Here is a 12,646-nt window from a genome sequence, read left to right as displayed (position 1 = left end):
CACGGGGCTCCAGGGCCGCCACGGCTCCCCTGCCCGCGGCCCAGTCGACCCCCTCCAGCCTCACCCGATCCCCCACACAGATGGTCTGACCGCTCTTGCCGAGCCGGGTGCGCCGGGTGCAGAGCAAGCGGAGCTCCCCTCCAGGACCAGGGTGATCGAGCTCGACCCAGCAGTAATTGGCCTGGAGGGCCACCACCAGGCCGGCGACGGCCGAAGGCGCCGCCGGATCAGAGGCCATCGCGGCGGATCAGCAGACGGACGGCTGTGGCGATGGTGGGATGGCTCTGACGCCGCACCGTGTGGCCCGCCTGCTCCAGGCCGGAGGCCACCATCTGCTCGGGCTCGCCGCCATCGAGATCCACCTGCAGCCAGGCGCCGGGCTGCAACGTTTCCAGGGACAGCTTGGTGCGGATGAAGTTCAGGGGGCAGGGCGTGCCGCGCAGGTCCAGGCGCAGGGAGGGTTCCATGGAGGGCTCCACCGGCGGCTGAGGATGATCAGTCACGGTGACCGAACAGGCCCCCGAACAGTCCGCTCCTGTGGGGATGCTTGTGACCCTTGCTGGTGTGGTGGCCCGCCAACTGCTCGAGCAGCTCCCGCTCCTCGGCGTTCAGCTTGGTGGGCAGCTGGACCTTGACGGTGAAGAGGTGGTTGCCGCGGGCCACCGGATTGCCCAGCTTGGGAACCCCCTTGCCCTGCAGGGTGAGCACCGCTCCGGGCTGGGTGCCGGCCGGCACCTCCAGCTGCTCATGGCCGTCGACCGTCTCCACCTCGATGGTGTCACCCAGGATGGCCTGCAGATAGTTGAGCACCACCTCGGACTGCACGTTGATCCCATCGCGGCGCAGGTGGGGATGGGGTTGAACCGTCAGAAAGACGTAGAGATCGCCGGGGGGACCGCCCCGCTGGCCGGCGTTCCCTTCGTTGGCCACCCGCAGACGCGTCCCCGAATCAACCCCGGCGGGGATGTTGATGCGCAGCTTCTTGCGGACCTGCTGCAGACCCTGACCGCCGCAGGCGTTGCAGGGGTCGGCGATCACCTGGCCGGTGCCCTCGCAGGTGGGGCAGGGCGCCACCTGGGTGAAGCTGCCGAAGGGGGTGCGCGTCGCACGCCGCACCTGCCCAGCCCCGGAACAGGTGCCGCAGGTGGTGGGGCCGACCCCGGCCTTCGCCCCCGAGCCGCCGCAGGTGCCACAGGTCTCCAGATGGCGAATCTGGACCTCCTGTTCGATGCCGAAGACGGCCTCCTGAAAGCTGATGGTCAGATCCAGCCGCAGGTCGTCCCCCTGACGGGGTCCGCGCCGTCTCGGCCCCCCGCCGGCAGCGGCGCCGCCGAAACCGCTGAAGAAGGTTTCGAACAGGTCGGCGAAGCCTCCCATGTCGGCCATGTCGGGCATGCCGGAGCCACCGAGGCCAGCCTCCCCGAACTGGTCGTAGCGGGCCCGGGACTGGGAATCACTGAGAACCTCGTAGGCCCGGCCGATCTCCTTGAACCGATCCTCGGCGCCGGGATCCTTGTTGATGTCGGGGTGGTACTGGCGCGCCAGGCGTCGGTAGGCCCGTTTGAGGGTGTCGGCATCGGCATCGCGGCTGACACCGAGGAGGTCGTAGTAATCGGCCATGGTCAGGCCTCTTGCGGCGGGGAGGTGGGCTGCTCACCGGGCTCCTGGGCTTCTTCCGGCTGGGCGGGACCCGGCCCCATCGACACTTTCACCAGGGCGTGGCGGAGGACCCGGCCGTTGAGGTGGTAACCGCGCTGCAGCTCCTCGATCACCACATCCTCGTGGTGGCTGTCACTGGGTTCGCGCATCACCGCTTCATGGAGGGTGGGGTCGAAGGGCTCCCCCTCGACGCGCATCGGGGACACCCCAAGCTGCTTGAAGACCTCCACCAGCTGGCGGTACAGCCCCTGGTAACTGCGATGGAGGGTCTGGGCCTCCTCATGCTGGGGGGTCAGCTGCTGGCGGGCTCGGTCGAAGTTGTCGAGCACCGGCAGGATCTCGCTCAGGTTCGCGCAGGTGATCTGCAGCCGAAGATCCTCGTTGTCCCGGCTCTGCCGCTTGCGGAAATTGTCGAAGTCGGCCGCCAGCCGCATGTACTGGCCGTTGAGGGTCTCATGCTGGGCCCGCAGGGCTTCGAGCTCGGCTTCGAGCTGGGAGACCCGATCCGGAGCCGCCTCAGCCGCTGGGGGTTGGGAACGGGGGGTCGCTGCAGGGTCGTCCGAGGCGTCAGCCGCCGCCGTGGTCACCGGGGCGTCGACCGGAGTCTGCAGATCCTCACCGGGGCTGGTCTCGGATCCCATCGCAGGTTCACCGCTCATGAGTGACAAGTTGGAACTTTGGATCTAAACATGTTGGGACTTCACTCCCATCCCCCACAACGGCGGAAGCCCGCACCTCGGGACTATGACCCTCACCACCTCCAGACCGGTCCCCGATGCGGTCAGCCGAGAGCAGCAGCGGCTGGAACTCGAACTGCTGCTCGGCCATCCCGTGCTGGGCAGGAAAGAGCTGAAACCCAACCGGCTGCAGAACCCCGGGCTCTCCATGGCGCGGTGGCGGGAAATCGGCGCCTGTCCCGTCGCTGAAGTGGACGGCCGTCTGCGGGTCGCGGTGCCCAGCAACTGGGAGGCGGAACAGCGGGACGCGGTGGTGAGAGAACTCCAGGCCGTGGGCCGCGGCTGCGAGCTGGTGGTCGCCCTGGCCGCGGACATCGTCGCAGCGCTGGACCCGTCGGCCGCTGCCAGCGAAGACCCTGAGGCGGCACTTCTGGACCCGGCTGCGGACGGACAGAACCCTTCCCCGTCAACCGAGGCCGACAACCCCTTCAAGATCCGCTCCCTCACCAAGGATCTGAACATCCCCACCGCCGTGGGGCAGCTCCAGGAGGTCAAGGACCTCGAGGACCTCGAGATCAGCGAAAGCGAGGCCAGCTCCAGGGCGAACGCCTCGCCGATCGTGAGCCTGGTCGACCGCCTGCTGATCGAGGCCCTCACCAGTGGGGCCAGTGACATTCACGTCGAACCCCAGGACCACACCCTGGAGATCCGGTTCCGGATCGACGGCGTTCTGCAGAAGCACTTCGAGGATCTCCCCAAGAGCCTGACGCCGGCCGTCACCTCGCGCATGAAGATCATGGCCGACCTGGACATCGCCGAGCGGCGCATGCCCCAGGACGGTCGCATCCGCCGCATGTTCCGGGGGCGCACCATGGACTTCCGGGTCAGCACCCTGCCCACCCGCAACGGTGAAAAGGTGGTGATGCGACTGCTGGACAGCGGAGCGACCCAGCTCGGCCTGGACACCCTGATCACCGACGACGCGGCCCGCCGAACCCTGCGGGAGCTCGGCGCCCGGCCCTACGGGATGATCCTGGTCACCGGGCCGACGGGGTCCGGCAAGTCCACCACCCTGTACGCGCTGCTGTCCGAGCGGAACGACACGGCCATCAACATCTCCACGGTGGAGGACCCGATCGAATACACCCTCCACGGCATCACCCAGACCCAGGTGAACCGGGACAAGGGCCTGGACTTCGCCACCGCCCTGCGGGCCTTCATGCGCCAGGACCCCGACGTGCTGTTGGTGGGGGAAACCCGCGACCTGGAGACCGCCAAGACAGCCATCGAGGCCGCCCTCACCGGTCACCTCGTGATGACCACCCTGCACTGCAATGACGCCCCCAGCGCCATCGCGCGCCTGGGCGAGATGGGCGTGGAGCCCTTCATGGTGAGCGCCTCCCTGCTGGGTATCGTCTCCCAGCGGCTGCTGCGGAGGGTCTGCCCCCGCTGCCGCATCGGCTATCACCCCTCCAGCGAAGAGCTGAGCAGTTTCGGACTGCTCACCAGCAATGAGAGCGGCGTGACCTTCTACCGCGCCAACAACGCCAACCCGGGCGGGGAAGGCAGCTGTCCTGCCTGCCATGGGACGGGCTACAAGGGTCGCGTGGGCGTCTATGAGGTGCTGCGCATGAACGACCAGATCGCCGCCGCCATTGCCAAGCACCAGACCACCGATGTGATCCGCCGTCTGGCCCTGGAAGGCGGCATGAAGACGCTGCTGGGTTACGGATTGCAGCTGGTGCGGGAAGGTCACACCACCCTGGCTGAAGTGGAGCGGATGCTCCTGACCGATTCAGGCCTCGAGAGCGAGCGTCGATCCCGGGCCCTCAGCACCTTGACCTGCAAGGGCTGCGGGGCTGGTCTGCATGACGATTGGCTGGAGTGCCCCTATTGCCTCACCGAGAGGTAGGGCCGACAATTCGCCAGCCGGGGGCCTCAGCTGATTGAGCCACGGCGTCGATCACCGGACGATTTCTCCGCCCACCCCCTGGAAACGCGACCATGGCCGTCATCATCGAAGACCTGATGAGCCAGCTCGTGGCAGATGGAGGCAGCGACCTGCACATCAGTGCCGGCCTTCCACCCTATGGCCGTTTCAATGGGCAGCTGCGACCGATCATCGATGATCGCCTGGATGAAGAATCCTGCAACAAGCTGATCTTCTCCATGCTGAACAATGCCCAGCGCAAACAGCTGGAGCAGACCTGGGAGCTGGACTGCTCCTATGGCCTCAAGGGGGTGGCGCGGTTCCGGGTCAACGTCTTCCGCCAGCGGGGCACCTATGCGGCCTGCCTCCGCGCCCTGGGGAACACGGTGCCCTCGCTCGACACCCTGGGGCTCCCGCCGATCGTCGAGGAAGTCAGCCGATCCCCGAAGGGGCTGGTGCTGGTCACCGGACCCACGGGATCGGGAAAGACCACCACCCTCGCCGCCATCCTGGACCACATCAACCAGCAGCGGGCCGAGCACATCCTCACGATCGAGGATCCCATCGAATTCACCTACCGCTCCGAGAAGAGCGTGATCCACCAGCGCCAGGTGAATGAAGATACACGCAGTTTCGCCAATGCCCTGCGGGCGGCGCTGCGGGAGGACCCCGGCGTGATTCTGGTGGGCGAGCTGCGGGACCTCGAAACCATCCAGTTGGCGATCACGGCCGCCGAAACAGGTCACCTGGTCTTCGGCACCCTGCACACCAGCTCCGCCGCCCAGACCGTGGACCGGATGGTGGATGTGTTCCCCGCCGGTCAGCAGACCCAGATCCGCGTCCAGCTGAGCACCAGCCTCGTGGCCGTGTTTGCCCAGACCCTCTGCAAGCGCCACAATCCAGCTCCAGGGGAATTTGGCCGGGTGATGGCTCAGGAAATCATGATCAACACACCGGCCATTGCCAACCTGATCCGCGAAGGCAAGACCGCCCAGCTCTACTCCCAGATTCAGATGGGGGGACAGATGGCCATGCAGACCCTGGAAAAGTCCCTGTCCGACCTCGTGATGAGCAACGAGATCCTCATGGAGGAGGCGATTGCCAAGACCACCAAACCGGATGAGCTGAAACGTCTGCTCAACCAGCTGACCTGAGGAGAGGAGCCAAGGCCATGCCAACGTTCATCGCCAACTACGTCAACAACGGCAAGGAGACCTCGGTCAACATTGACGCACCGGATGCGGTGCAGGCCAAACGCACGCTCCGCCTGCGCGGCATCCGGGTCACCGCCATCACGCCCAAGGCGGGGGGCTCGGCCACCAGCCAGAAGGCCGCCGCGGAGCTTCGCCAGAAACTCAAGTTCTCAGGTCTCACCAGCCTGTTCGAGCGCAGGCCTGGGGTTCAGGCCAAGGCCGTGTTCGCCAGCAAGCTGGCGACGCTGGTGAATGCGGGTGTGCCGATCGTGCGCAGCATCGATCTGATGGCCGCTCAACAGAAGATGCCGCTGTTCAAGCGGGCCCTGGAATCGATCAGCCTGGAGATCAACCAGGGAACAACCCTCGGCGACGCCATGCGGCGCTGGCCGAAGGTGTTCGACCGCCTGACCGTGGCGATGGTGGAAGCCGGTGAAGCGGGGGGTGTGCTGGATGAATCCCTGCGTCGGCTGGCCAAGCTTCTCGAAGACAATGCCCGGCTCCAGAACCAGATCAAGGGAGCCATGGGCTATCCCGTGGCTGTGTTCGTGATCGCCATTTCCGTTTTCCTGGGGATGACCATCTTCATCATTCCCACGTTCGCCAAGATCTTTGATGATCTGGGGGCTGACTTGCCCTGGTTCACCCAGATGATGGTTGATCTCAGCGAGCTGCTGCGATCTCCATTTTCCCTGGTCCTGGTTGCGGGTCTGGTTGTTCTTGCTATTGCTTTCATCAAGTTTTACCAGACACCCCTCGGTCGCCGCAGAATCGACGCCCTCAGCCTGAAACTTCCCGTTTTCGGTGATCTGATCCAAAAAACGGCCACAGCTCAATTCTGTCGCACATTCAGCTCCCTCACCCGCGCTGGTGTGCCCATTCTTCAGTCCCTGGAGGTCGTTCGGGAGGTCACCAGCAATTCCATCATTTCCGATGCGGTCCAGAGCAGCCGTGATGACCTGATTGCCGGCATCCCGATGAGCGTCGCCTTAGGCCGCAAGAACGTCTTCCCCGAGATGGCGATCAGCATGTTGTCGATCGGTGAAGAAACCGGCGAGATGGATTCTATGCTCTCCAAGGTTGCTGACTTCTACGAAGACGAGGTTGAAGCGGCAGTAAAAATATTAACCTCTCTGTTGGAACCTGCGATGATTGTGTTGGTGGGTGGCATGGTGGCGGCAATCCTGATCGCCATGTACCTCCCTATGTTCTCAGTATTCGAGCAAATCAAATAAATTCAGAACTTTCATTAGATTATATTTCCTGCCCGAATCGATGCCATCATCCATTGCTCGCTGATGGAAGTCTCTTCTCCGCATCCCAACCGACATCCCTGACATCATTGTCATGGCAACCATGAGGCTTGGCTTCCTGCAGCACTGGCGAGCGCCTGCCCCGCCAGCCACCCCGAACTCCAGCAGTGCTGGAAGTTGAAACCACCCGTGACGCCGTCCACATCCAGCAACTCGCCGACCAGGTAGAGATCCGGTTGAAGCCGGCTTTCCATCCGGGAGAACGTCACTTCTCCGAGCGGAATCCCCCCCGCCGTCACGAACTCCTCGCCGAATGGCCCCCTGCCGGTCACGGCATGGCGGGATTGCCGCAGCGCCCGCATCAGGGCCTGCTGCTGGCGCCGGGGCAGATCCGCCCAGCGGAGGGAGGGGTCGACCGCCTGGCTCGCCAGCAGATGGAGCCAGAGGCGTCGGCTCAGGCCCGGCCAGGGGCGGGCATTGGCCAGTTGGCGCCGGGCCTGGTCCTGGCGAGCCCGCTGGAACCAGCCCTCCAGCTCCTGCTCACTGCGTCCACCCGTCCAGTCCACCACCAGGGTGGCCCGGTAGCTCGCGGCATGCAGGGCACGGGCGGCGAAGGCCGTGAGGCGCAGGGTGGCCGGCCCACTGAGGCCCCAGTGGGTGATCAGCACCGGACCCTGCTGACGTTCCCGGCCGCCCTCCGGCAGCTCCAGAACCAGCCGGACCGGATCCATCACGACCCCCGCCAGATCCAGGAGGGGATCCCCGGCAAGGGCCAGCGTGAACAGGGACGGAACCGGCGCCACGAGGCTGTGCCCCAGGGACTGGGCCAGCCGCCGCCCACTGGGGTGGCCTCCCGTGGCCAGCACCAGCCGCTCCGCCTGCAGGGCGGTCAGGGGATGGTCCAGACCGGCGCCGCGCAGCTGCAGGGTGAATCCCCCCCCGGGGCGCACCGCCACCTGCTGCACACCCACACCCGTGTGCACCGCGACACCGGCGGCGGCCGCGGCTCGGCGCAGGGTGGCCACGACCGAGCTGGACGCATTGGAGCGCGGAAACAGGCGGCCATCGGGCTCCTCCACCAGCTCCAGCCCATGGGCCTCGAACCAGGCGACCGCATCCGCGCAGGCGAAACGGGCGAACGGACCCCGCAGCTCCTTGCTGCCTCTGGGGTAGTGACCGACCAGGGCACGGGGATCCCAGCAGGCATGGGTCACGTTGCAGCGGCCCCCGCCACTGATGCGCACCTTGTGGAGGGGCTCGGACGTGGCCTCCAGCACATGGATGTCCCGGACTCCGGCTTCGGCGGCGCTGATGGCCGCCATGAAACCGGCCGGCCCACCGCCCGCCACCAGCACGGACACCCGTTCAGGAAGCATGGGCGGGCAGCATGGGGGGATGGAGCACGCCGACTGCGCCAGCTACCGCTTCAGTGTGGCGCCGATGATGGACTACACGGATCGGCACTTCCGGGTGCTGATGCGTCAGATCACCCGTCACAGCCTGCTCTACACCGAGATGGTGGTGGCCCAGGCGCTCCACCACGCCAGCCAGGCGGCCGGCGCCGCACAGCCGGGGGGTCGGCTGGAGCGGCTGATCGGTTTTGACCCGGTGGAGAAACCGCTCGCCCTGCAGCTGGGCGGCGACGATCCCCGGCTGCTGGCTGAGGCCACCCGGCTGGCCTATGACTGGGGCTACGACGAGGTCAACCTCAATGTGGGCTGTCCGAGTGCCCGGGTGCAGAAGGGGCGCTTCGGTGCCTGTCTGATGGCCGATCCGCCGCAGGTGGCCGCCTGCGTTGCCGCCATGGCGGCCGCATCCCCCCTGCCGGTGACGGTCAAGCATCGGATCGGCATCGATGCCCAGGATTCCTACCCGGAGCTCGTCGCCTTCGTGGACACCGTGGCCGCCGCGGGAGCCCGCCGCTTCAGTGTGCATGCCCGCAAGGCCTGGCTGGACGGCCTGGACCCGAAGCAGAACCGCACGATTCCGCCGCTCCGGTACCCGCTGGTGCATCAGCTCAAGGCGGAGCGGCCGCACCTGACGATCGAGCTCAACGGCGGGCTGCAGACCCCTGACGACTGCCGGGAACACCTCGAGCGGCTCGACGGCACCATGGTGGGACGGGCGGTCTACGACCACCCGATGCGCTGGGTTGGGGTGGATCGGGACTTCCACGGCGACACCAGCCGGGCTGCGGCGGCGGCCTCCCAGGTGGTGCGGGGGTTGATCCCCTACGCCGAAGGGTGGCGAGCACGGGGTGAGCGGCTCTGGCCCCTGGCCCGCCATCTGGTGCATGTGGTGCAGGGGGTCAGTGGAGCGCGTCAGTGGCGCCAGTGCCTCACCCGCGAGGCGGGCGACCGCCAGGCCGGACCCGAGGTGCTGGAGGCCGCCGCCCGCAGGCTCGAGCAGCTCGGATGCTGAGCAGGACCACCGTGTGCTTGAGCTGCCCGGGAAGCTTGAGCTGGCCGGGATCGGCAAGGGGTGGTCCGGAACAGCCTTCAGCCCTCGGCCCCTTGATAGCCTCCGTAGCCCTCCGAGCCACCCGGTGCCCCCCCGCTGCGGCGGCGGCGGGTCCGACCCGCCTCGAAGTTGTCGGAACCGCTGCCGTAGCTGCGGTCTTCCCAGCCCCTGGCCCCCGATCCGCGGTCAGCCCCTCCGCCATAGCCACCGGCTCCGGCTCCGCCAGCCCCGTAGCCGCCATAGCCGCCACCAGATCCGCCGCCGCCGTAGCCGCCCCGACGCGGACCACCGCCACCACCACCACCACCGCCGCCGCCACGGGGCTCGGCCTTGTTGATGCGCAGGGGCCGCCCCATCAGCTCGGCGCCCTGCAGGGCATCGATGGCCCGGGATTCCATCTCGGCATCGGCCATCTCAACGAAGGCGAAGCCCCTTTTGCGACCCGTATCGCGCTCGAGGGGTAGAGAACAGTTGACCACTTCACCAAACGGTGCAAACAATTCCGCCACGTCCTCCTGCTCAGCGCGGAAGGGCAGATTGCCAACAAAAATGCTCACGAACCCGGGGTAGGCACTCAGGCCTCTAACCCTCCCAGCCTAGGCCGACCCGCGCTCTCCGCCCTCAGGCGTCAAGCCTTGTGCGCACGCGCTGCAGCTGGGCGGCCACCTGGTCGAACCCCGTACCACCCTCGCTGCGCCGGGCCGCCACCACCTGGCGCGGCTGGATCGCCGCATGGATGTCGGCGTCGAAGGCAGGGTGCAGCTCCTGCCAGCGATCCAGCGGGAGATCCCGCAGCAGAACCCCCTCCTGCAGACAGCGTTTCACCAGGCCACCCACCAGCTGGTAGGCCTCCCGGAAGGGCACACCGCGGGCCACGAGGTAGTCGGCCACATCGGTGGCATTGGAGAAATCCGAGGCCACGGCCGCCTCCAGGCGCTCCGGGCGGAACTGGAGGCCTTCCTCGAACAGGATGGCCATGGCCTCAAGGCAGCCGTGCACCGTGGCCACCCCGTCGAAGAGGGCTTCCTTGTCTTCCTGAAAGTCCTTGTTGTAGGCCAGCGGAAGCCCCTTGATCATGGTGAGCAACCCCATCAGGTGGCCGAACACCCGGCCGCTCTTGCCCCGCACCAGTTCGGGCACATCGGGATTCTTCTTCTGGGGCATCAGGCTGCTGCCCGTGGCGCAGCGATCGGTGAGAGCGACGAAGCCGAACTCCTCGCTCGCCCACAGGATCACCTCCTCGCTGAGGCGGCTCAGGTGGACAAGCACCAGCGAAGCCGCTGCCATGAATTCCACAGCGAAGTCCCGATCACTGACGGCGTCGAGACTGTTGGCGTAGAGCGCCTCGAAGCCCAGCTCCGCGGCCGTCTGACGGCGGTCGATGGGAACGGGGGTGCCGGCCAGGGCGGCGGCACCGAGGGGGCAGATGTTGACCCGACCACGCACATCCGCCAACCGGGCGCGATCCCGTTCCGCCATCTCGATGTAGGCGAGCAGGTGATGGGCCAGGCAGACCGGCTGGGCCCGCTGCAGATGGGTGTAACCGGGAATCAGGGTGTCGGCGTGGCGCTCGGCCTGCTCCAGCAGGGCCCGCTCCAGCCGCAGCAGGGCCGCATCGATCTGATCGATCTGCTGGCGCAGCCACAGGCGCAGATCGGTGCCCACCTGGTCATTGCGGGAGCGACCGGTGTGGAGCTTCTTGCCGAGGGGTCCCAGGAGTTCAATCAGCCGACGTTCCACGGCGAAGTGCACGTCCTCGGCCTCGAGACCAGGGCGGAACTGACCGGCGGCGGCCTCCTGCCGCACCGTCTCGAGCCCCTCGATCAGCCGCGCGGATTCGTCCTGGCTGATCACGCCGCAGCGGCCGAGCATGCGGGCATGGGCGATGGACCCGTCGAGATCCTGCTGGAGCAGAAGGATGTCAAAGCCGATCGAGGCGTTGAACCGCTCGATCGCCGGGTGCAGGCCCTGCTCGAAGCGGTTGCTCCAGCCGCCGGCCTCACCCCCGGTGACACCAGGCTGGGGAGAGGGGGAGGAAGCGGCGGCCATTGCGGCGGAAGCGGGGCTGCCGTTCAGCTTGCCACTCAGCTTCGAGGCCTCGGAATCCGGGGCCTGGGAGCAGGCAAACCGGGCAGCCGGGGCAGCACCACCTCCTCCCGCACCTTGAGCACCACCATCGAGGCATCGTCATCGAGGTGCCGCTCGGAACCCACGAAGCGATCCAGCCGCTCGAAGAGCTGATCGAGAATCTCCTGGGCCCCCAGGCCGGCCCTGCAGGCCGCCCGGAAACTCTGCAGCAGCCGCTCTTCGTCATAGCGATCGCCACTGAAGCCGGCGGCTTCGGTCACCCCATCGGTGTAGTACAGGACCACATCACCCGGTTCGAGCACGATCTGCTGCACGCCGTACTCGGCCTCGCTCTCCAGGCCGATGAGCATCCCGGAGGCATCCAGACGATCGATCCGGTCCGTGGAACGCCGCCAGAGGAGGGACGGGTTGTGGGCGGCATTGCCGTAGCGCAGCAGGCGGGTGCGCGGGTCGTAATCCGAATAGAAGAGGGTGACGAAGCGGTGGGAGTGGGCCAGGTCTTCCTGGGCCAGCTGGTTGAGATCGTGGAGGATGCGGTCGGGGGGATGGCCGCTGAGCACCTCCGCCCGCAACATGCCACGCAGGAGGCTCATCAGCAGACCCGCCGGCACCCCCTTGCCCATCACGTCCCCCATGACCAGCGCCCAGCGGCCACGCTCGCGGTGGCGACCGCTGAGCTGGGGGCGCGTCGGGATGAAGTCGTAGTAGTCACCACCCACCTGGAAGGCCGGTCGGCAGCGGGCTGCCAGCTCGATCCCATCGATCACGGGACAGTGATCCGGCAGCAACTGGGCCTGGATCTCGGCGCCGATGCTGAGCTGGCGGTCCACCCGCTCATGGCGCCGCATGTCCTGCAGCAGGGCCTCGTTCTCGAGGGCGACTCCCACCAGATCGGCCACCAGTTGCACATGGCGCCGGTGCACCTCACTCCAGCTGAATCCGGAGCGGTCGCTGAACACATAGAGGCGGCCCCTCTGACGGCTGCGGGAGACCACGGAGGTGGCAAACAGCCGGCCACCTCCCAGCAGCCGCGCCACCCGCTGGTCCAGCAGGGCCGCCACCGCCTCGTCGCCGGTCAGCGTCCTGAACTCCCCATCCCCCAGCGCAGCCAGCTGGCGGAGCAGCTCCACGCATCGGTCGGCCGGAGTGGCCTGGAGCTGGTCCCGCCAGAGCGTGCCGTCGTCGCGGAACACGACCAGCAGGGCCCCATCGGCCTCGACCAGGCGGGAGGCCACCACGGGCACCAGTTCCAGCAGGCGGCTGAGGTTGGTGACGCTGCGGAGGGCGAATCCGAGCGAAGCGAGCAGCTCCTGGTTGCGGCGCTGTTCACGGCTGAGGCTGTCCAGCAGCTGGCGCAGCGAACCGGACGCGGACACAGAGTTGGCG

11 protein-coding genes and 1 pseudogene are annotated in these 12,646 nt (G+C 67.1%); 4 read left to right on the top strand and 8 right to left on the bottom strand.

Features of this window, described 5'->3' with window-relative positions; genetic code table 11:
* The 4 genes and pseudogenes from ACLNEE_RS12845 to grpE all read right to left on the bottom strand — a co-directional run.
* Positions 1 to 238 (bottom strand): annotated as a pseudogene (locus ACLNEE_RS12845) (ribosome small subunit-dependent GTPase); the annotation flags it as partial.
* Positions 228 to 467: a sulfurtransferase TusA family protein gene (locus ACLNEE_RS12840; RefSeq protein ID WP_412007199.1), complete on the bottom strand. Its 240-nt coding sequence runs from the start codon at positions 465 to 467 to the stop codon at positions 228 to 230. The pseudogene ACLNEE_RS12845 and the gene ACLNEE_RS12840, both read right to left, overlap by 11 nt.
* Positions 468 to 495: 28 nt before the next feature.
* Entirely contained in the window at positions 496 to 1,620 is a 1,125-nt protein-coding gene (gene dnaJ / locus ACLNEE_RS12835; protein ID WP_411424150.1) for a molecular chaperone DnaJ, read from the bottom strand.
* Between the two features lie 2 nt (positions 1,621 to 1,622).
* Positions 1,623 to 2,300, bottom strand: a complete 678-nt coding sequence (gene grpE, locus ACLNEE_RS12830) for a nucleotide exchange factor GrpE (RefSeq protein WP_412007198.1) — start codon at positions 2,298 to 2,300, stop codon at positions 1,623 to 1,625.
* 103 nt (positions 2,301 to 2,403) lie between these two features.
* Here grpE and ACLNEE_RS12825 point away from each other — a divergent pair, with 103 nt between their 5' ends.
* From ACLNEE_RS12825 to ACLNEE_RS12815, 3 genes are all read left to right on the top strand, one after another.
* Positions 2,404 to 4,248, top strand: a complete 1,845-nt coding sequence (locus ACLNEE_RS12825; RefSeq protein ID WP_412007197.1) for a GspE/PulE family protein — start codon at positions 2,404 to 2,406, stop codon at positions 4,246 to 4,248.
* Between the two features lie 92 nt (positions 4,249 to 4,340).
* Positions 4,341 to 5,420 (top strand): type IV pilus twitching motility protein PilT, encoded by a 1,080-nt coding sequence (locus tag ACLNEE_RS12820; protein ID WP_411424153.1) that lies wholly within the window; start codon positions 4,341 to 4,343, stop codon positions 5,418 to 5,420.
* Positions 5,421 to 5,437: 17 nt separating this feature from the next.
* Positions 5,438 to 6,694, top strand: coding sequence for a type II secretion system F family protein (locus tag ACLNEE_RS12815; protein ID WP_411424154.1), 1,257 nt, complete (start codon positions 5,438 to 5,440; stop codon positions 6,692 to 6,694).
* A 110-nt stretch (positions 6,695 to 6,804) separates the two neighbouring features.
* On the opposite strand, the gene ACLNEE_RS12810 is transcribed toward ACLNEE_RS12815, so the two are convergent.
* A complete protein-coding gene (locus tag ACLNEE_RS12810) occupies positions 6,805 to 8,088 on the bottom strand; it encodes a BaiN/RdsA family NAD(P)/FAD-dependent oxidoreductase (protein ID WP_412007196.1) in 1,284 nt (427 codons plus the stop codon).
* A gap of 19 nt (positions 8,089 to 8,107) precedes the next feature.
* Between ACLNEE_RS12810 and dusA the strand changes: the two genes are divergently transcribed.
* Positions 8,108 to 9,133: a tRNA dihydrouridine(20/20a) synthase DusA gene (gene dusA, locus ACLNEE_RS12805; RefSeq protein WP_412007195.1), complete on the top strand. Its 1,026-nt coding sequence runs from the start codon at positions 8,108 to 8,110 to the stop codon at positions 9,131 to 9,133.
* Positions 9,134 to 9,210: 77 nt separating this feature from the next.
* Here the strand turns inward: dusA and ACLNEE_RS12800 are convergent, their stop codons facing one another.
* From ACLNEE_RS12800 to ACLNEE_RS12790, 3 genes are all read right to left on the bottom strand, one after another.
* The gene (locus tag ACLNEE_RS12800) at positions 9,211 to 9,729 is read right to left on the bottom strand and encodes an RNA recognition motif domain-containing protein (RefSeq protein ID WP_411424157.1); all 519 of its coding nucleotides are present in this window, start codon (positions 9,727 to 9,729) and stop codon (positions 9,211 to 9,213) included.
* Positions 9,730 to 9,793: 64 nt separating this feature from the next.
* The gene (argH, locus tag ACLNEE_RS12795) at positions 9,794 to 11,221 is read right to left on the bottom strand and encodes an argininosuccinate lyase (protein ID WP_411424158.1); all 1,428 of its coding nucleotides are present in this window, start codon (positions 11,219 to 11,221) and stop codon (positions 9,794 to 9,796) included.
* Positions 11,222 to 11,256: 35 nt separating this feature from the next.
* Positions 11,257 to 12,636 carry a PP2C family protein-serine/threonine phosphatase gene (locus ACLNEE_RS12790; RefSeq protein WP_411424432.1) on the bottom strand — a complete coding sequence of 460 codons (1,380 nt, stop codon included), beginning with the start codon at positions 12,634 to 12,636 and terminating at the stop codon, positions 11,257 to 11,259.
* Positions 12,637 to 12,646: the final 10 nt, after the last annotated feature.

Origin of the sequence: Aphanothece stagnina RSMan2012 (genome assembly GCF_046764815.1) — a bacterium.
In the GTDB taxonomy this organism is placed as follows: Bacteria; Cyanobacteriota; Cyanobacteriia; order PCC-6307; family Cyanobiaceae; genus NIES-981.
The sequence above is the reverse complement of the archived record's forward strand: the minus strand, read 5'-3'. Positions and strand labels throughout refer to the sequence as shown.

Bases quoted from the DNA above. Each gene is read 5' to 3' on its own strand.
- ACLNEE_RS12820 (WP_411424153.1), top strand. From the start codon at position 4,341: ATGGCCGTCATCATCGAAGACCTGATGAGCCAGCTCGTGGCAGATGGA.
- ACLNEE_RS12810 (WP_412007196.1), bottom strand. From the start codon at position 8,088: ATGCTTCCTGAACGGGTGTCCGTGCTGGTGGCGGGCGGTGGGCCGGCC.
- argH (WP_411424158.1), bottom strand. From the start codon at position 11,221: ATGGCCGCCGCTTCCTCCCCCTCTCCCCAGCCTGGTGTCACCGGGGGT.
- grpE (WP_412007198.1), bottom strand. From the start codon at position 2,300: ATGGGATCCGAGACCAGCCCCGGTGAGGATCTGCAGACTCCGGTCGAC.
- ACLNEE_RS12825 (WP_412007197.1), top strand. From the start codon at position 2,404: ATGACCCTCACCACCTCCAGACCGGTCCCCGATGCGGTCAGCCGAGAG.
- ACLNEE_RS12840 (WP_412007199.1), bottom strand. From the start codon at position 467: ATGGAACCCTCCCTGCGCCTGGACCTGCGCGGCACGCCCTGCCCCCTG.
- dnaJ (WP_411424150.1), bottom strand. From the start codon at position 1,620: ATGGCCGATTACTACGACCTCCTCGGTGTCAGCCGCGATGCCGATGCC.
- dusA (WP_412007195.1), top strand. From the start codon at position 8,108: ATGGAGCACGCCGACTGCGCCAGCTACCGCTTCAGTGTGGCGCCGATG.
- ACLNEE_RS12815 (WP_411424154.1), top strand. From the start codon at position 5,438: ATGCCAACGTTCATCGCCAACTACGTCAACAACGGCAAGGAGACCTCG.